Consider the following 18017-nt stretch of genomic DNA (forward strand, 5'->3'; position numbering starts at 1 on the left):
GAGGCTGAACTTTTAAAAGTTCAGCCTCTTTTTTTTATTATTGATTCCGTCATTGCAATCATGTCGAGCGGAGTCGAGACTAGTTTTCGGCTTCGCTCAAACTACAGACGACAATTACTGAATGGGTTCGAGTGTTTTGTTATAACAAATATCGAAAATATCAGGCTTGCTTTCTATAATATTAAACTGAACTAACTTATCTAATATCTGGTTCATTTCCTCTTCACTTACCTCTGCTTTGGCGGCATATTCTAACTCCGAAAACCACGACATCGCATCGGCCAGTTTTATTTGATAACGCCAGGCAATTAGGTCAACCGCTTCATCGTTATATTTTAAGTCGTTACAGCTTTTGTTTACTACTTCCAATACTTCATCAAGGGTAGTGGGTTGTGTATTGATAAAATTATCCGTAGCTACTATGGCAAAACATGGCCAAGGTGTTTTACATTCTCCAATCATTCTAAACTCACCACTATCTACATAAGGTTTAGTCGTAAATTTTTCCCACATAAATAACTGGGCTTCGTTAGCGGCTAAAGCTTTCCTGGCTCCGTTTAAATTACCTACTAAAACAAAATCTTCGCTATCGTTAATGGATAAACCATTGTTAGCGGCATTTACATAAGCCATTAAATGCGATCCCGATTTATATCGGCTAATGGCATATTTCTGGCCTTGCATTTGGCTAATGGTTTTGATGTTTGATTTGGCATCAACAAAAATACCCCAACGTAAAGGGGAGTTAACGTAAAACTGTACCAGCTTACTTGGATTACCTTGCATAATATCGGAAACTACTCCTTCGGTTAAAGCAATGGCAATATCAATTTCGCCATCGCGCAACATTTTACACATGGCTCCTGTGCCTCCGGGCACATCAATCCATTCAATGGCAATTCCTTTTTTGGCAAAATCGCCACGTTCAATAGCCAGGTGCCAGGCTAAGTTAAAATGCTCCGGTACGCCTCCAACTCTTATTGTTTTAAACATTGTTTTAATTGTTTATTAATACAAAAATATACTTTTATTGGTAGCAGTAAAGCCAATTTACAGGATAAAATTCATCTTTTAGGCCTATAATTATCAGTTGTGCGGGTTTATAAAAGCTTTACTTATTATAACGTAATTAAAGGCAATTGGTTTTAGTTTATTTAAAGCGGGTATGGGGTTAAAGACTTTGCATGCAAGGTCTCTACGGGTTGTATTTATACCTATATTTTGAAATGGGTTTTTTGGATGCTTTTTAGGCTTTTGGGAGGGTAAATAAGGGGTGTTTTTTAGTAAAAATTTAGGTACAGGCAGAACGAACCTACAACGAAGGAAAAACGAACCCAAAACGAAGGTTTTTTTTGGTCATTTTTTGGATGGATGGTGTTGGTGTTTTGCTTACTTGTTTTATATTGGAAAGTATATTTTAAACTGTTTGGGAAGTGGGTTGGTGTCTTGTTTTTGAGCTTTTGGAAGGGGATATGCTCACTCGCAGCACGCGAGCGAGAGCGGATATTTGCTATAAAAACCTATAGCCGACTGATAAGCCAAAGCCAGTATTTTTTTCGCTTAGTTTACTGCTGCTGTTAGCATTAATATTTATTAGCCCTAATTGTGAAGTAAGCATCATGTTTATGCCATTGCTAAATTCATAACCTACGCAAAAGTTAGCACCTACATCCCATCTTTTATAGTAAATAAGGTTATTTGCATCGCTGCCTGGTGCATCGGTTGTAAATTGTAAGTCGGTATTGGCAGGCGCATTGGTGCCAGTAAATTTGGCATTACCAGCCATGGCATAGCCAACATAAGGTCCAAATGCCAATACCAAATGTCCGGTTCCTAATAATGGTTTATACACTAAATTAACAGGTAGCTCAATATAAAATATAGACAAGTTTCGGGTTAAAGAACGAGTTCCTGAATTATCAGTGTAATTTACATTTCCCTCAGTTCCTTTTGATATAAACTGCAAGCCAGGTTGTATGTAAAAATCAGTTGCAATTGGAATTTCCTCGTTTACTCCTATATTAAATCGGGTTACCAACGAGTTGGAAAGTGTACTGCCTCCACCATCATCTCCATTGATGTTTTGAAAATTTATACCACCATATATGCCAAACGACATACTGCCTAGCGTATTGTTTTGTGCGCTAGTATTTAGGTTAAACGCTAGTAAAAAAAGGGAAACTATAAAAATACTTTTCATAAATATAAGCTTTTTTAAAATTAGTTAGTTGATTCCTTTTCGGCCTCTGCACGCATTTTGCTATTGGCCGTTATCAAAAATTCAACACGCCTGTTTTGTGCTCTACCATCTTCTGTTTCATTGGTGTAATTGGGTGCACTTTCGCCATAGCCTTTGGTGCTTATTCTTCTACCTACAACACCACTATTTTTTAGCCAACTAGCTACCGATGAAGCCCTGCGCTTTGATAAACTCATGTTGTATTGATCTGTTCCTGCGTTATCAGTATGTCCTTGAATTTCAATATTCGTTTCGGGGTATTTATTTAACACACTTACCAATTTGCCTAAATTATCTTTGGCATTATCATTCAAATCTGATTTATCAATTCCAAAAAGAATTTTGCTGTTAAATTCTACTATAATTCCTTCACCTACTCTATAGACCTTGGCATCAGGAATCGAATTTTTTAAATCTTCTGCTTGCTTATCCATTTTTCGGCCTATTATAATACCTGTTGCTCCACCAACTGTAGCACCTATTAAAGCACCTAAGGCTGTATTGCCCGATGCTCTGCCAATTACCGCACCTATAATACCTCCTCCTGCTACGCCAATTACCGCTCCCTTTTTAGTTTTGTTCATGCTTTTACAGCCATTTAATACAAGGCTTAAAGAGAATATACTAAGTATAAAAACAGCGATTACCTTAGTTTGTATTTTATTTGATTTCATAGTTTGTTTCATCATTTTTTTTGTTTCAAATTTGTTGTTATGCTTCAGCATAATTGTTATAAAGCATTTATTAAATGTTATATAATTCTCACTAACGGAACCAATAAAAATCTATGCAGCTCCGTCTTTTAATGTTATTTATTTTGTGATAAAAAACTTCATGGCAGTTTGAGGCAGTGAATTATATTCGCATTCTATTTTACTGAAATAATGAAAAAGATTTTAATTGCTAACAGAGGCGAAATAGCTTTACGTGTAATGCGTACAGCCAAGGAAATGGGTATAAAAACAGTAGCGGTTTTTAGTGAGGCTGACAGAAAAGCTTTACACGTGCGTTATGCTGATGAAGCAGTATGTATTGGGCCTCCTCCAAGCAATCAAAGTTATTTGTTAGGCGATAAAATTATAGAAGTGGCCCTATCATTAGGGGTTGACGGAATACATCCGGGATATGGTTTTTTAAGTGAGAATGCGCACTTTGCCCGTAAGGTAAAGGAGGCAGGTATTACATTTATTGGGCCGAGTGCAGAAAGCATGGATTTAATGGGTGGAAAAATTTCAGCCAAGAATGCGGTAGCTGCATTCAATGTGCCTATGGTACCGGGTACTAAAGATGCCATTACCGATATTGGTGAAGCAAAGAAAATAGCTGCCGGTATTGGCTATCCGGTATTGATTAAAGCAAGTGCCGGTGGTGGTGGAAAAGGCATGCGTGTAGTAGAGCAGGAAAGCGAATTTGAAGAGCAAATTAGAATGGCTCAGTCGGAGGCAAAATCTGCCTTTGGCGATGATGCTGTTTTTATAGAAAAATATGTGGGTTCGCCACGCCATATTGAGTTTCAGATATTGGGCGATACGCATGGTAATATAGTTCATTTGTTTGAACGCGAATGCAGTATTCAGCGTAGGCACCAAAAGCTGGTAGAAGAAGCGCCAAGCAGCTGTTTAACGGAAGAGGTGAGGCAAAAAATGGGCGAGGCGGCTGTTAATGTAGCCCGTGCCTGTAAGTATGTGGGTGCCGGAACGGTTGAGTTTTTAGTAGATGAAAAACTGAACTTTTATTTCTTAGAAATGAATACGCGTTTGCAGGTGGAGCATCCGGTTACGGAGCAAATTGTAGGTATGGATTTGGTGAAGGAGCAAATACGCGTAGCAAGGGGCGAGGCTTTAGGCTATACGCAGGAAGATTTAAAAATAAGCGGACACAGTATTGAATTGCGTGTTTGTGCGGAAGATCCTGCCAATAATTTTTTACCGGATATAGGTAAATTGAATTCGTATAAAATTCCGCAAGGATATGGTGTAAGGGTGGATGATAGCTTTGAAGCAGGTATGGAAATACCTATTCAGTACGACCCGATGATAGCCAAGCTGATTACCTTTGGTAAAGACCGTAACGAAGCCATTTTGCGTATGATACGTGCTATTGATGATTACCAGTTAACGGGTATTGAAACTACTTTGCCTTTTGGTAAATTTGTGATGCAGCACGAAGCATTTGTTTCGGGTAACTTTGATACCAAGTTTATTGATAATTACTTTAAACCTGAGTATTTGCAAAACACTGCTGATTACAACCAGGTAAGTGCTTTTGCAGCGGGTGAGTTGTTTTTTAAAGGCGATGCAAATGCTACCCAAAAAGTAGCAGAAGGAAATAAGAGTAACTGGTTACAAAACAGGAAAGCCTAAAAGCTATTCTGGATAAGTAAAATCATTATTTTTAGCTGAACAACAACGTGATATTTATTTATAATTGTACACTTTTTTACAGTGAAAGCAATAGAAAAAACACAAGATAAACCATTGGAATGCCCGGTACCACATAACAAAAGGTGGAAGTGGTTAGGGTATGTTAAAAAGCTTGGCTTTTGGGGCTTTATGTTCTTTTTGGTAAAAGGTGTTGTATTGTATATTCTGTTGCCTTATCTGGCTGCCAAAGGTGTTTTTAAATGGTAGTTTGGCTTTAAAGTTATCTTGTAGTGCGGATAGTCTGGCCTTGTGTGGTTGATTTGTGTAAAGTAGTCCCAAAGTAAACTTTTGCCGTTAAGATGATTCAAAGTCCAGTTCAATCTATTGCTATTATAATTCTATTTTTTATTTTCAGCCTAATTACAAAAAGGCATTTTAAGTAATACACATATCCCAATAGAGACTGTGTATTTAATTGACTTTTATTAATATAAATGTTTATATTAATCTCATTTTATATTTCATAATTATATTACATTTGAATTTAGTTATTTGCCGATGAGTTAAAGTAATTTCTTCAGACCTATTGATTTTAAAGGCAAATGACACGTTTATTAAATTAGCTCTATTTTTATTTATAGCTTAAATTAAAAAAACAATGATGAATCAAATTAACAACCAAATGGAACAGTTAAATACTGTTCAGGCAAATGCCTCAGCATCAGTTGTTGCAGGTAACGTTCAAAATGCAGTTCTTAGAAGACTAATTGAAGAAGTGCGCAACGAGGGCAAGAACTTTATTAACGCTTATGACCGCACTCACAGCCGCCACAACCGTGGTAGATAATGAGCCAAATACTAATACTCATAGAGATTTAGATACGGTTTTAATTAAGGTTGCTAGCAGGTGTAATATTAATTGCAGCTACTGTTATGTATATAACATGGGAGATACCAATTGGTCTCGCATGGAAAAATTCATATCCAAGGAAACAGTAGATGCTATTGCCGATTCGCTTAAACTCTTATCAGATACACAATCTACACCATTTAGCATCGTTTTACATGGCGGAGAGCCTCTTCTTTTAGGAGAGGAGAGGCTGGATTATTTGCTTGCAACCATACGAAAGTACTTGTCCGATAAGTATTCGATAAGCATTCAAACAAATGGGGTACTTATTAGTAAGTCAATCCTTAATATTTGCTCAAAATACCAAGCCAGTGTGGCTGTTAGTATTGATGGGCCTAAACATGTTCACGATAAATTAAGGGTTAACCATAAAGGCGAGGGTACTTTCGAAGAAGTTATAAAAGGAATAAATGAGTTGAAGTCTCATCCTGATTCATCTTTTTTAAATGCTGGATTGCTGGCAGTAATTGATCCTACTTCTAATCCTGAAGAAGTTTATTCATTTTTTAAGCAGCTCAATCCTCCAAGTGTTGACTTTTTATACAGGGATGGAAACCATACAAGGCTTCCCGCAGGTAAATCAGCTATCAGCTCTACAGAGTATGGCGAGTGGAAGAGTAAGCTTCTTGAGGTTTACTTAAGTGATCAAAACCCAATGCCTATAAGGGTGTTAGATGACATGCTAAAGGTGTTATTGGGTGGAATTGTTACAAAAGAAGGCTTAGGTTTAACAGATTTTGGCATTGTTATAATAGACACGGATGGCACCGTTATGAAAAACGACACTTTGAAAAGCTCGTTTGACGGTGCAGATAAGTTTTCAAATCCTATTAATATTAAAAATGCCAACCTCAGAGAGTTTTTAAACTCGGTTGAGTTTGATGAATACAGGAAAATGCAAAGGCCTTCAAATCCTAAATGTTTAAGCTGCCCTGAACTTAATGTTTGTGGTGGTGGTATGATATTGCATAGGTGGCAAGATGGAAATGGATTCGATAATCCTTCGGTGTATTGTTCAGACCAATTGTATTTAATCAACAATATGCGGGAGGCGTTATCTCAAATTATAGTTACAAATGAATAGTTCAGTTATTTTAAATTTCTCTAACACTCAGGCTGAGTATACACCGTTCCCGCATTTTCACTGTTCTTCAATTCTTCAAAACGGCCTTGAAACAACATTATACAATTGGTTTGAAAACACAGCACAGTGGCATTTAACCAAAACCGACTTTTACGAACAATACGAGTTTGATTTTTTAAATGCCGAACTGCCCGCGGATATAAAATGCCTTGTAGATGAAAATTGCTTAGCCACTATAAAAGAAAACATACAGCATAAACTTAATGTTTCGGCTATTGAATTGGTTGGAATTGCAGCGCATAAGCTGGTGGATGGTCACCGTATAGGTATTCATAATGATTTTATAAACGATGAAGAAAGCCACAGGCTGGTTATACATATTAACCCACATTGGCAAGAACAAAACGGGGGAGTGCTTATGCTTTTTAACTCCTACGAAGCCAGCGATTTAAATAAGTTAGTTAATCCTATTCATAACTCGGCTTTTGCGTTCGAAATTTCGCCCAACTCTTACCACGCAGTGTCAAAAATTTATGATTCATCAAGGTATACCATTATTTATACATTCAGGAAAGTTTAAGCATGAGTATTGATAAAACAGTACAAAATTTCCTTGCTCAGCCCATTCCGTTATGGGAGAACACAGCAACCGAATACGTTGTTAACCAGGCATGGGATAAGCTAAAAACACAGGGAATAAGCAACCCTGATGAATACACCACTGCAAGAATTATCAATGATTCCGCCATTGCTATTGGCAACAGAATTGAGATAATAAAAGATGAAAAAGGTTTGCCAATTTATATGGAAGCTCCATCGGCCGATAGGTTAGGTGTTTTTTATGATGGACATGGCCTTGTGCCTGATTATGAAATAGAAACAGGTACACAGCTAAACAAACTTAAAGAGGCAATTGATACGCTGGCTCAGGTACAACCAGTGTTTAGTTGTGTAGCAACACTTGTCAGGTGTATACAGGTTTTAAAGCAGGATGATGCTGAAATTGATTTAAGCTATAGCAGCCCTAAAATTCCATTCACTGTTTTTGTTTCTGTTTGTGCTGATGATTCAATAATTACTAACCTGCGGGTGGCTGAATCTATTTTGCACGAAGCCATGCATTTAAAGCTTACCCTTATTGAGGATATTACTCCTTTGCTTTTGCTAGATACAGGCAACAGGTACTTTTCGCCATGGCGCGATGAAAAAAGGCCAGCCCGCGGAGTGTTACATGGGTTGTTTGTTTTTAAAGCAATATTAGATTTTTATAAAGAGATTAGACCGATATATACCCAAAATGATGAAGTTATTAGCTATTTAGACTTCCGTATAAAATCAATCAGATCAGAGATTAATTCTTTAGCGGATTTTCCTTCCAATCCTGACTTAACAGAATATGGCGAAATGATTGCTTTTAACATAGTGCGACCTTCTTTACTTTCTATATAGTCGATTGCCATTGCAGAAAATTCACCTTTTGAGCTTATTGCATTTTGGGTATATTTTATAGCGTCATTAATATCTATTTTGTCTTTACTAGTTTTTAAAATAACTAATCTTGCTTTTATATCGCTAATTACTTTAAGCCTCTTGTTATTCAAATCATCTCTGTCTAAATCACATATTTCGATAGTGTATTTACCATATTCAGATGTCCCTTCAATTAATTGACTTTTAAATATAATATGCTCCCGAGGATTTTTCACTCCACAAGGATCAAGCAAATATGGGGCTTCATTTTTTATACTCTTTTTATGATAAAGGGCTCTTTTTTTCTCATCTTTTAAAGGAAAAATAGTGCTTTTTTTTCGGTTACAATGGGTGCATACGAAAAATAAATTACTCCAATCATATCCTAACCAATAGTAGCCTGGTCGGATTAACTTGTCACCTTTCTTTATCTGAAAGCCTTTTTTTGGTCTATAATGCTCTACGGCTCCATCTTCATGCTCTTGATCTTTTTCACAATAACAACATTTATTGTTTTGAGCTTGCTTTAAAATAGGTTTAACCGACTTATCATTATATACTTTATCGCTTATAATAAATTCTTCTTTACCACTTTTATATAATTTAGGATTTGAGCTATATTTTTTACAATTAGCTTCATTTAACTCAGTTCCCTTTGTCGTAAGCACCAATGGAATATCGACAGGTTTATCTATCCTTATCATAGTTTATTGTCTATAATTTTAGATGCAAGCTTAGCTATTAATTCTCTATTCTTAATTTCCTCGGCAGTTTCTCCAGAAGGCAATTCGGACATTTGTTTTGTTATAATAGCTAACCTTACTCTATCTCTATTTAATAACCTTTTCTTTGCAAGTAGTTTCTTCCGCTCATCCATCAGTTCATCATACTTAATACCTCTAGTAGATTTTAGATTAAAATAATCTTCACTGGTTAATATTTGATCAGCACGCCAGCCATCAATTCCATGAGGATCATTTAAGACTATTAATCCTCCATCATCGTCATCTTTTACAACTGCATAATTAGGTTTTATGGTTATTAATTTATTATCAAACTCTATATCAAATTCAGGTTGAACCATTAATGGGCTATGAGCAGTTGCAATGAATTGAACATTTGGAAAGTGCGTAGAGAGATTTTTCATAATTTCTCTTTGCCACTTAGGGTGTAAGTGTAAATCCACTTCATCTATTAATACAATAGCCGCTTCTTTTAAAGGATCTTTACTTGTAGGATACTCCTGAAAAAGCCTCCAGGCTAAATCAACCGTCCATGAAATTACCGTTCGGTACCCAAGACTTGCATTCTTAAAAGGTATTTTTAATCCGTGTTTCGTTGTTAACAATACGTTTCCCTTCTTTTCGTATTCGCTTAAAAGTTTGGGTGTTATAATTGTTATGTGTTCAGGTTTTTCAATATTGGGCAAAACGGAGGCCAACATCAATTTAACTTTATCCAAATACTCTTTGGATTTCTTTTTTTCTTGTCCTTTAGCCCCTAATGCAGCATAATTTGAAGTATGAAGGATATCTTCTGCATCAAACAATACTGTTCTTTCTGCAATGAACTGAGGAAGAGTATCCTCTAGTTCCGAATCATTCATATTTAGTTTCCCTAAACGCCTTGAAGCGCTGTATGCATAAATGATTGGCATCCTCTTATAAAAGATTTGCTCTGGTTTATTTGTTTCATGCTTAACAGTTTCAAGCTTGCCGGCTGAATTAAGTGTTATTTTAATACTTGTATTACAAATATTTTCCTTTAATACTTTACTGTTTAACTTCTTATTGGCAATAAATATAGCGTCAATTTGTGCTGATAGCTCTGGCTTTGTCTTTGTTTTTCTTACAAGTCTTAAGAATGTTTCATTCTCCTCATCGGTAATATATGGCTGTATCTTATTGTTATAATCTTTTTTGTTAATATCAGAATATGGAACGGGTTTCATCCAAGCAATACATTGTAAAAGAGTAGATTTACCAATACCATTTTCTCCTATAATCAGTGTCCATTGAGGAATTGTACCATCCTCATTTTCGAGGTTAAGTTCTACCTCTTTAAATGTTCTTACATTTGTGAGCTTGAGTGATTTGACGTAGATAGGGGCTTTCATTTTGTTTCATTTTTATGGCAATATATTTAAAATTGGGAGATAAGTAAAGTAGTGTGTTAGTTAGGTTGTAGTTTCCTTATCTCATGTAGGCCAAGAGCGGTGTTTTATTGTGGCTTCGTCTATGCCTTGTGCTTTAGGTTTCTTAGTTATATCTGCATCCTTTCTTTCTAGGCTATGGCTATTTACAATAATGCTAACTGTATACAATTTTACTAGTCAGTTAGGGCTATTTACCTGTTTATATGTTTGGCATTTTTATGTTTTGCGGTATGGCAATCAATTATCATTGTAGCTATTAACTATAATACGTATGCTGCATTGGTCCATTCAACAATTACAACTGAACTTAAAATACACCTGGAAAATTTCGCGTAATGCGACTGATTTTAAGGTAAACAGTATTATTACCTGTACCGATCATATACATGAAGGAAAAGGGGAAGCAGCACCTAATATCAGGTATAATGAAACACCGGAATTGTTGTTGAGTAGCTTTGAGCAGTTTGTAAATGCGGGTGCCAATGCCATTAACAATGCCAACGATTTATCCCTATTACTTAATCAGGTAAATGTACCCAATGCATTGCGCTTTGGTATTGAGCAGGCTTATATTCATTATTTATGCGCCCAAAGGAAGGAGAGTATTTATGAGTTTTTAAAAATAGAACAACCTGCTAAAACGCATACTTGTTATACTTTACCCATTATGGAACCCAGTAAGGTGGTAACTTTTTTCAACGAAAACAACCTGAATAGGTTTGCCTATTTAAAAATAAAAATAAGTGTTGATGGTGCTTTGGACGAAATAAAAACACTGGCTTCTATGTATGATAAACCTATTTTGGTGGATGCCAATGAAGCCTGGAAAGACCCTGATGCTTTGGTTAATTTTATGGATAGCTTACAGGGTTTAAACATTGCCATGATTGAACAACCAATGCATAGCAGTATGGTTGATGAATATAAATATGTGAAGCCACATGTAAAGCTGCCTTTAATGGCGGATGAAAGCTTTTGTGCGCATGTTGATTTTAACGAATTGAAACAACAGTTTGATGCGGTAAACATGAAACTAATGAAGGCCGGTGGCTACTTAAATGGTTTGCGTTTAATTTATGAAGCTAAAAAGTATGGTTTAAAAACCATGGTGGGCTGTATGGTAGAAACTACCCTGGGTATGAGCGGTGCTTATGCTTTTACGGGCCTATGCAATTATGCTGATTTGGATGGTTATATGATTGTAGAGAATGAACCTTACGGCTTATTGCAGGAAGTAGATGGCGAGGTATATTTAAAAGCATAGCCGTCATTTATACGGTTCTATTGATATTGGTAAAGACGTTGCATGCAACGTCTCTACATTATTTTTCAATTACTTCGTACATATCCAAACGTCTGTCTTTCCAGTTTAAAACGGTTCCTGTATTACGGGCACGTTCAATGGCTGCTAAATCTAGGTCGGCAATAACTACTGTTTCTATATTGGTGCTGGCTTCTCCGGCAATGGCATCGGGCGGAAAAGCAAAATCGCTTGGCGTGTATATACCCGATTGCGCATAGTTAATATCCATATTATCTACCGAAGGTATATTACCTACGGTACCTGCTGTAGCCACTATTATCTGGTTTTCGACAGCACGTGCCTGGGCACATAATTTTACGCGTAAATGCCCGTGTTTTTCATCGGTACTAAATGGTACAAAAAGTATTTTAGCCCCTTTGTTACAAGCAATACGGGCCATTTCAGGAAACTCTACATCGTAACAAACATTAATAGCTACTTTACCACAATCGGTATTAAATACTTTTATTTCATTACCCGGTCTTACTCCCCACCATTTGGCCTCGTTAGAGGTAATGTGTATTTTGTATTGCTTTTCGTAGGTTCCATCTCGTTTAAACAAGTAGGATATATTGTATAAATGGTCGTTTTCTACCTGTAAATGCGTTCCTGCTATGATATTGATATTGTACTCTAAAGCTAAGCGGGAGAACAGGTTTATATAATCTTCGGTATAATCATCCAGTTTACGGATACTATCTTCCGGGCTCATGCTTTTGTACTCGTGCAGCGATAAAAGCTGTGTGGTAAACAATTCAGGGAATAAAGCAAAGTCTGATTTATAGTTACTGGCCACATCGGTAAAGTACTCGCATTGTTGGGCAAACTGCTTAAATGAAGTAATTTTACGCAACTCATATTGAATACAACAAATACGTACTTTTTTCATCAACACGCTTCTTTCGCGTGTTTCTGCCTGGTAATCTAAGTTTACCCATTCCAGTAAAAGACCATATCCTTCGCTTTCTCTGTCTTCGGGTAAATAGTCTTTAATAATGCGCTGTATGGTAAAACCTTGTGCTAACTGAAAGGTAACAACGGGGTCTTTAAATTTTTTATCGACAACACGTTTTATATAAGCACGTACGCCAAACTCTTCAGAGTGTTTGTGGTAATTGGGTAAACGCCCGCCAATTAAAATACGCATCAGGTTTTTGTCTTCGCACAAAGCCCTGCGCATTTCGTATAAACGCCTGCCAATTTTTAAACCTTGATAGTTGGGGTGAACCATTACTTCTATACCGTAAAGGGTATCGCCTTCTTCATCGTGGTTAGTTATATATCCGTTATCGCATATTTCTTTCCAGGCATGGTCGTCATCGTATTCGTCCCAACTTACCATTAAACTGGTTGCTGAGCCTACAATTTTTCCTTCAAAGCTGATTACCTGCATGCCCTCCGGAAAAATTTTATACTGACTTTCTAACATGTCGTATTTCCAGGGTTCGTTGTCGGGGAAACAAATTTTAGAAAGAGCTATGATTTCGTCAAAGTCACTTTTTTCGGCATTGCGCTCAATCAATTTGGGCTTACGACTATTGCGTATTTTCATTCTGTTTTTATTTTATCATTAACTTTAATGAAATAATATTGCTGGCACTTAACAAGTCTTTGTTAAAGGCATTGCCTAAAGCGTAATCCAATTCAATTTTATTCAGTTTTAAGCCTACACCAATAGCCGGTGATACATTGTAGGAGGTACTGTTATCTATATTTTTTATTTTCTGGAAGTTGTTTACACCACCTCTTATAAATATAAATTCTTTGTAAGCTAATTCTGTAGCAATACGCGGATCAAGGTTTAAAAAGCTGGTGGAAACAAGGGTGTTTCTTTGTCCATCTGTATACACATCAAAATCGCAACTACCTAAAACGGAGAACCAGCTTTTGGTATACTTATAGCTACCGCCAACGGTTAGTTTGGGTAAGGTTAACTCTAAATTATTATTGGGTAATGCATTACCTGTACTTACCAGTTTTTCTTTTTCTGCCTCTGAAAAAGTATAGGTCCAAGCATTAAAGGTGGTGGTTACATCGCGTAAAATGGCTCCGAATTTAAATGTGGGCGTGGAGTATAGGGCACTTGCATCTAAACCAAATCCCCAGGCATTGGCAAAATCGCCAATTACCCTGCGTATTACTTTTACATTGCCACCTAATTGTAAGTTTTTTACCCAATTGGTTTCTGTAGCGTAGCTACCTATAAAAGCGTAATCAACGGCTGAAAATTGTGATATTTTTGTGTAATCTATTTGCCCGTTGCTGTTCATAATAAACAGCGTGTTGGGAATATTATCAACCCCTAAACGAATAATAGAAAGGGCTGCCACTGATTTTTCGTTTAAGCGGAAAGCTCCGGCTAAATAATCGTGGGTTAAAATGCCTGCAAACTGGCTGTTGCGCATACCTATTATTTGCGCCTTGTCTTTCATGTTGTTCAGGGCTGCCGGATTGTAATAACCTGCAGTTACATCATTAACCGCTGCCACCGAAGCACCTGCCATACCTAAATTTCTGGCACCTACTCCCAGACTCAAAAACTCATTGCTATATTTTAACTGAGCCCACGCATGTTGGCTTAATATAAAGATTAAAATGGCTGTTATTATTTTCTTCATCTATTAAAAATGCCTTTGTGTGCTTTATTTATTGCGTTTGGAATACTGTTTTTAATGCTGCTAATATAGTCATTGGTTCATTAAAATATTTTTGTTCTATAAAATTTACCAATTGCTTAACCAACATTTTGTCGTTTAATGTAATGTCTGTTTTTGTTGTATGGGCGTAAACTCTTGTTAACGAATATACAAAGCTTTCGTCCAATGCATAACCAAATAAATACCTGGCATCGCAAAAATGCCTGAAATTCTTGATGAAAGGGTCTGCGTTTTTAAACGAAAATCTACTAACGTAAGCATGGAGTATTTTAGTATCTATTTGTGCTAAATCGTTGTAAAACTGGTGGCAAACTTCGGGCATTTGCTTTACAATTAACCGGTCAATAAGCATTTCTGTCAGTATATGGCCCAAAAACCATTTACGGGGTAAATGTGCCAGTGGCTTAAACTGGTTTATTTCCTCCACAATGGCTGTATTGTATTGGTTAAAAAAGGCAGAGGGATGAAATGTTTTATCGGCTTGGTAATGGGCTAAACAACCTTCCAGTAAATTTTGCTCATGCTCCGTAAAATCGGTAAAAGTGTTGGTGAAATGCTTCACATAATTGCGCGCAAAATCGGGTAAAAACAAGGCAGCGTTAAAGTAATAATTACCTTTCTGGTTGTCTATGTAATAATGCGAGAGATAGTTCACTTATATGAACAACAATAAGTTAAATTTTTTGTTTAATAACAATCAGTTTTAAGGAAATTGGATTGATAGGTAGAGACGTTGCATGCAACGTCTTTACATCCCTAATCATTTTCCATATCGCTTAACTCAAGCTCTAAGGCGTGGGTTGATATATTGATTTCGACTAACGATAAAGCCAATGATACCAAGAAAACAAGTAAACTGAACCCGAATATAGTTTGTGCCCATATAATGTAATCAGTATACAGGAAAAACATAGTGAGTACACACATAAAGAAACTTATTACGCCAAATGCCTGCATGTATTTTATGAGTCGCAAGCGTTTACGTAAATTTTTTATCTGGGCAATAACGGTGAGCTTATCTGTGCCGTTTTGCTGGAATTTTGTGTGTAAATTCCTTATCAGGTTGGCTACGGCTAAAAACCGGTTGGTATAAGCTAACATTAATAAGGTAATCGCTGGAAAGAGTAAAGCCGGGGTATTTATAGTTATTTCCATATTGATAAGTGTTAATTTTAATCAATAATATATTCTTCCGCTTCTAATCCATCATTCTCCAAGCGGATAATGGTTTGGTTATTTTTGTTTCCTATGGTAATTATTTCGGCTGAAAACCGACCATTTTCTTCTTCCACTAAAACATCGTCAATAATAGTATTAACCAAATGTTCCCAAGCTTTTGTTTTACCGGCATTACGACTTTGGTATTGCAGTTGCCCGTTAAAATCGCCCATAAGCTGAGCGTTTAATGTGGGTATATCAATAGCAGCAAGCGGTAAAATCATGTCGTTGTCTTCGGCTTTTTGCAAAACCAAAGTGCTGCCATCTTTCATCAATAATTCAATATATTCTACAAAGCTGAATACATCGTCAGGCTTTGATTTATTAACCCAAAAATGATAATATACCTGGGTTAATAATTTGCCTTCAATACTTTTAAGCAGCAGTAGTTGTTCCTGGTTATAGTACATAACTATTCTACCAGCTTGGCTAACTCACTGATGATAATTTTTTCCATGTTGTTTTCTAAATTATCGTAAGTACCTTTTATAAAGGTTAAGCCCGTTATGTTTTGGTATAGTTCTACGTATCTGTCGGTAATGCTATCAATTAAATCGTTTGGAAACAGGGGAGCACTTGTTCCTTCTTGCCCTTGAAAACCTTGCGAAATTAACCATTGGCGCACAAACTCTTTCGACAGTTGTCTTTGTTGCTGGTCCTTGGCTTGAATAGCATCGTAAGTATCAGCATAAAAGTAGCGTGATGAATCAGGGGTATGGATTTCATCCATAAACATAATTACACCGTCTTTATTGCCAAATTCGTATTTGGTATCTACTAAAATTAAACCTTGTGTTTTGGCATAATCAACACCAAATTGATAGAGCTTGTGGGTATAGTTTTCAATTACTTCGTAATCTTGTTCGTTTACCAAACCTTGTTTTATAATTTCTTCTTTGCTTATATCCGTATCGTGGCCGCTACTGGCTTTAATAGTTGGCGTTATAATAGGCTTTTCAAATTTGTCGTTTTCGCGCATGCCATCAGGCATTGGTACTCCGCAAATGCTACGTTTACCGCTTTTATATTCGCGCCATGCATGGCCTGTTAAATAACCCCTGATAACTATTTCTACCAAGTAGGGTTTACATTTATGGCCTATGGTAACGTTGCTGTGTGGCGATGAAATTCTCCAGTTAGGCACTACATCTTTGGTAAGGTCGAAAAAGAAAGAAGCCGTTTGGTTTAATACCTGACCTTTGTATGGAATGGGTTTAGGCATTACTACATCAAAAGCCGATATTCTGTCTGATGCAATCATAACCAGAATGTCATCGTTAATATTATATACATCGCGCACTTTGCCGCGATAAAAGTTTTTTTGTTTATGAAAAAAATAGTTTGTAGCTATTAATGCATCCATGGTATTTTAAAAATATTGAAATGCAATAATACTGCTTTATAAAATTAAACATCGTTAATTATACCAATGTTCAAAAAATTATGGCTCCATTTTAAATTAAAACAATTATAACAGTCTTACGTTTAACTAATTGTTAATGTATGCGTTCAATTCGTTTAAGAGGTTGAAACAAACATGTTAACAAAAGCTATATTGTTTCGTATTTTTCAATTGTCAGCAGGGTATAAAACAGTGGACAATCAACAGTTTTTTTGTGACTGAAAGGCTGTTCCGGTTTGTATTTGGTGTCAATTATCTTTTAATTTGTTTACTAATCTTTACTCAAAAAATGAAAAGAAAAAATTTATTGGTCAGTAGTTTTTTAATGATAGCCTTACTGGGCTTGGGTTTTATACTGATTGCTTATCCACCAGCAAAAGCTGTTTGCAATTCAATTACTGATAGATTGGCTATTACATCGCCAAGTTATCCGGGATTTGGAATTGACTTACCGGAAGACTATGAAGTACATGGAATTGATGTAAGCAGGCATCAACGTGATATTGATTGGGAAGCTGTTTCTAATATGTTTCACGATCAGATAGGTATTTCGTTTGCTTTTATAAAAGCGACCGAAGGGCGTACTGTTGGTGATGATTACTATGAATACAACTGGAAACAATGCAAAAAAAATAATTTATTACGCGGAGCGTACCATTTTTTTAGGCCACATTTAACGGCTGAAGAACAAGCTAATTTCTTTTTCAGTAAAGTAAAATTGGATCAGGAAGATTTACCTCCGGTATTGGATATTGAAATAAAAGGTAGTGCTACACCTGCAGTATTAAAAACAAAGGTTAAACGCTGGTTAGTGCTTACCGAAAAACATTATGGTGTAACACCAATTATTTATACCAACTATAGTTTTTACAAAAACTATTTCTCGGGTAAAGAGTTTGAAAAATATCCGTTTTGGATTGCTCATTACGCTACCAACGATTTAAATGAAAAAACAAAAGAATGGCGCTTTTGGCAACACCACGATAAAGGCAGAGTGAACGGAATTAGAGGAGGAGTTGACTTTAACGTATTTAAAGGAAGTTATGACGATTTGTTGAAGCTTTGCAAGAAATAAAAATGCTTCTGGCCTCTGGCAACTAGCTTCTAGCTAGATATCAATAAAAAAAAACTCGAAAGTGATAAGCTTTCGAGTTTTTTTTATGCCCTGCTTCGAGCAGCTATAGTTATTTGCTAGTTGCCAGCAGCTAGTTGCCAA

General features: G+C 36.3%; 18 protein-coding genes. 8 read left to right on the forward strand and 10 right to left on the reverse strand.

Features of this window, described 5'->3' with window-relative positions; genetic code table 11:
* Positions 1-114 precede the first annotated feature (114 nt).
* From V4538_09420 to V4538_09430, 3 genes are all read right to left on the reverse strand, one after another.
* The gene (locus V4538_09420; GenBank protein MES2381250.1) at positions 115-993 is read right to left on the reverse strand and encodes a substrate-binding domain-containing protein; all 879 of its coding nucleotides are present in this window, start codon (positions 991-993) and stop codon (positions 115-117) included.
* Positions 994-1510: 517 nt separating this feature from the next.
* A complete protein-coding gene (locus V4538_09425) occupies positions 1511-2200 on the reverse strand; it encodes a porin family protein (protein ID MES2381251.1) in 690 nt (229 codons plus the stop codon).
* 20 nt (positions 2201-2220) lie between these two features.
* On the reverse strand, positions 2221-2823 hold the full coding sequence (locus V4538_09430; GenBank protein MES2381252.1) for an OmpA family protein: 603 nt from the start codon (positions 2821-2823) through the stop codon (positions 2221-2223).
* Between the two features lie 300 nt (positions 2824-3123).
* Here V4538_09430 and accC point away from each other — a divergent pair, with 300 nt between their 5' ends.
* The 6 genes from accC to V4538_09460 all read left to right on the forward strand — a co-directional run bounded on the left by accC (position 3124) and on the right by V4538_09460 (position 8045).
* On the forward strand, positions 3124-4602 hold the full coding sequence (gene accC / locus V4538_09435; GenBank protein ID MES2381253.1) for an acetyl-CoA carboxylase biotin carboxylase subunit: 1479 nt from the start codon (positions 3124-3126) through the stop codon (positions 4600-4602).
* 81 nt (positions 4603-4683) lie between these two features.
* Positions 4684-4869: a hypothetical protein gene (locus V4538_09440; protein MES2381254.1), complete on the forward strand. Its 186-nt coding sequence runs from the start codon at positions 4684-4686 to the stop codon at positions 4867-4869.
* Positions 4870-5260: 391 nt separating this feature from the next.
* The gene (gene yhhA, locus V4538_09445) at positions 5261-5449 is read left to right on the forward strand and encodes a YhhA family cyclophane-containing RiPP (protein MES2381255.1); all 189 of its coding nucleotides are present in this window, start codon (positions 5261-5263) and stop codon (positions 5447-5449) included.
* Entirely contained in the window at positions 5412-6596 is a 1185-nt protein-coding gene (gene yhhB, locus V4538_09450) for a cyclophane-forming radical SAM/SPASM peptide maturase YhhB (GenBank protein MES2381256.1), read from the forward strand. Before yhhA ends, yhhB begins: the two co-directional genes overlap by 38 nt.
* Complete coding sequence (yhhC, locus tag V4538_09455) at positions 6589-7176, forward strand: cyclophane-containing peptide 2OG-Fe(II) oxygenase YhhC (GenBank protein MES2381257.1); 588 nt, start codon at positions 6589-6591, stop codon at positions 7174-7176. The genes yhhB and yhhC overlap by 8 nt, the downstream gene beginning before the upstream one ends.
* A gap of 2 nt (positions 7177-7178) precedes the next feature.
* Complete coding sequence (locus V4538_09460) at positions 7179-8045, forward strand: HEXXH motif-containing putative peptide modification protein (protein ID MES2381258.1); 867 nt, start codon at positions 7179-7181, stop codon at positions 8043-8045.
* 721 nt (positions 8046-8766) lie between these two features.
* Here the strand turns inward: V4538_09460 and V4538_09465 are convergent.
* Positions 8767-10182 (reverse strand): AAA family ATPase, encoded by a 1416-nt coding sequence (locus V4538_09465; GenBank protein ID MES2381259.1) that lies wholly within the window; start codon positions 10180-10182, stop codon positions 8767-8769.
* A 310-nt stretch (positions 10183-10492) separates the two neighbouring features.
* Here V4538_09465 and V4538_09470 point away from each other — a divergent pair, with 310 nt between their 5' ends.
* On the forward strand, positions 10493-11485 hold the full coding sequence (locus V4538_09470) for an enolase C-terminal domain-like protein (GenBank protein MES2381260.1): 993 nt from the start codon (positions 10493-10495) through the stop codon (positions 11483-11485).
* Positions 11486-11543: 58 nt separating this feature from the next.
* Here the strand turns inward: V4538_09470 and V4538_09475 are convergent, their stop codons facing one another.
* The 6 genes from V4538_09475 to V4538_09500 form a co-directional block, all read right to left on the reverse strand.
* On the reverse strand, positions 11544-13076 hold the full coding sequence (locus V4538_09475) for a carbon-nitrogen hydrolase family protein (protein MES2381261.1): 1533 nt from the start codon (positions 13074-13076) through the stop codon (positions 11544-11546).
* 7 nt (positions 13077-13083) lie between these two features.
* The gene (locus tag V4538_09480) at positions 13084-14142 is read right to left on the reverse strand and encodes a hypothetical protein (GenBank protein MES2381262.1); all 1059 of its coding nucleotides are present in this window, start codon (positions 14140-14142) and stop codon (positions 13084-13086) included.
* A 28-nt stretch (positions 14143-14170) separates the two neighbouring features.
* Positions 14171-14836 carry a hypothetical protein gene (locus tag V4538_09485; GenBank protein MES2381263.1) on the reverse strand — a complete coding sequence of 222 codons (666 nt, stop codon included), beginning with the start codon at positions 14834-14836 and terminating at the stop codon, positions 14171-14173.
* A 101-nt stretch (positions 14837-14937) separates the two neighbouring features.
* The gene (locus V4538_09490; protein MES2381264.1) at positions 14938-15336 is read right to left on the reverse strand and encodes a DUF2721 domain-containing protein; all 399 of its coding nucleotides are present in this window, start codon (positions 15334-15336) and stop codon (positions 14938-14940) included.
* 17 nt (positions 15337-15353) lie between these two features.
* On the reverse strand, positions 15354-15809 hold the full coding sequence (locus V4538_09495) for a hypothetical protein (protein ID MES2381265.1): 456 nt from the start codon (positions 15807-15809) through the stop codon (positions 15354-15356).
* A gap of 2 nt (positions 15810-15811) precedes the next feature.
* On the reverse strand, positions 15812-16762 hold the full coding sequence (locus V4538_09500) for a phosphoribosylaminoimidazolesuccinocarboxamide synthase (GenBank protein ID MES2381266.1): 951 nt from the start codon (positions 16760-16762) through the stop codon (positions 15812-15814).
* A gap of 328 nt (positions 16763-17090) precedes the next feature.
* On the opposite strand from V4538_09500, the gene V4538_09505 reads away from it, so the two are divergent.
* Positions 17091-17876: a glycoside hydrolase family 25 protein gene (locus tag V4538_09505; protein MES2381267.1), complete on the forward strand. Its 786-nt coding sequence runs from the start codon at positions 17091-17093 to the stop codon at positions 17874-17876.
* The last annotated feature ends 141 nt before the right edge of the window (positions 17877-18017 follow it).

The organism is Bacteroidota bacterium (assembly GCA_040388375.1).
Lineage (GTDB): Bacteria > Bacteroidota > Bacteroidia > UKL13-3 > UKL13-3 > JAAFJM01.

Coding starts and splice junctions, on each gene's coding strand:
- V4538_09420 (MES2381250.1), bottom strand. CDS start 993: ATGTTTAAAACAATAAGAGTTGGAGGCGTACCGGAGCATTTTAACTTA.
- V4538_09425 (MES2381251.1), bottom strand. CDS start 2,200: ATGAAAAGTATTTTTATAGTTTCCCTTTTTTTACTAGCGTTTAACCTA.
- V4538_09430 (MES2381252.1), bottom strand. CDS start 2,823: ATGAACAAAACTAAAAAGGGAGCGGTAATTGGCGTAGCAGGAGGAGGT.
- accC (MES2381253.1), top strand. CDS start 3,124: ATGAAAAAGATTTTAATTGCTAACAGAGGCGAAATAGCTTTACGTGTA.
- yhhA (MES2381255.1), top strand. CDS start 5,261: ATGATGAATCAAATTAACAACCAAATGGAACAGTTAAATACTGTTCAG.
- yhhB (MES2381256.1), top strand. CDS start 5,412: ATGACCGCACTCACAGCCGCCACAACCGTGGTAGATAATGAGCCAAAT.
- yhhC (MES2381257.1), top strand. CDS start 6,589: ATGAATAGTTCAGTTATTTTAAATTTCTCTAACACTCAGGCTGAGTAT.
- V4538_09460 (MES2381258.1), top strand. CDS start 7,179: ATGAGTATTGATAAAACAGTACAAAATTTCCTTGCTCAGCCCATTCCG.
- V4538_09465 (MES2381259.1), bottom strand. CDS start 10,182: ATGAAAGCCCCTATCTACGTCAAATCACTCAAGCTCACAAATGTAAGA.
- V4538_09470 (MES2381260.1), top strand. CDS start 10,493: ATGCTGCATTGGTCCATTCAACAATTACAACTGAACTTAAAATACACC.
- V4538_09475 (MES2381261.1), bottom strand. CDS start 13,076: ATGAAAATACGCAATAGTCGTAAGCCCAAATTGATTGAGCGCAATGCC.
- V4538_09480 (MES2381262.1), bottom strand. CDS start 14,142: ATGAAGAAAATAATAACAGCCATTTTAATCTTTATATTAAGCCAACAT.
- V4538_09490 (MES2381264.1), bottom strand. CDS start 15,336: ATGGAAATAACTATAAATACCCCGGCTTTACTCTTTCCAGCGATTACC.
- V4538_09495 (MES2381265.1), bottom strand. CDS start 15,809: ATGTACTATAACCAGGAACAACTACTGCTGCTTAAAAGTATTGAAGGC.
- V4538_09500 (MES2381266.1), bottom strand. CDS start 16,762: ATGGATGCATTAATAGCTACAAACTATTTTTTTCATAAACAAAAAAAC.
- V4538_09505 (MES2381267.1), top strand. CDS start 17,091: ATGAAAAGAAAAAATTTATTGGTCAGTAGTTTTTTAATGATAGCCTTA.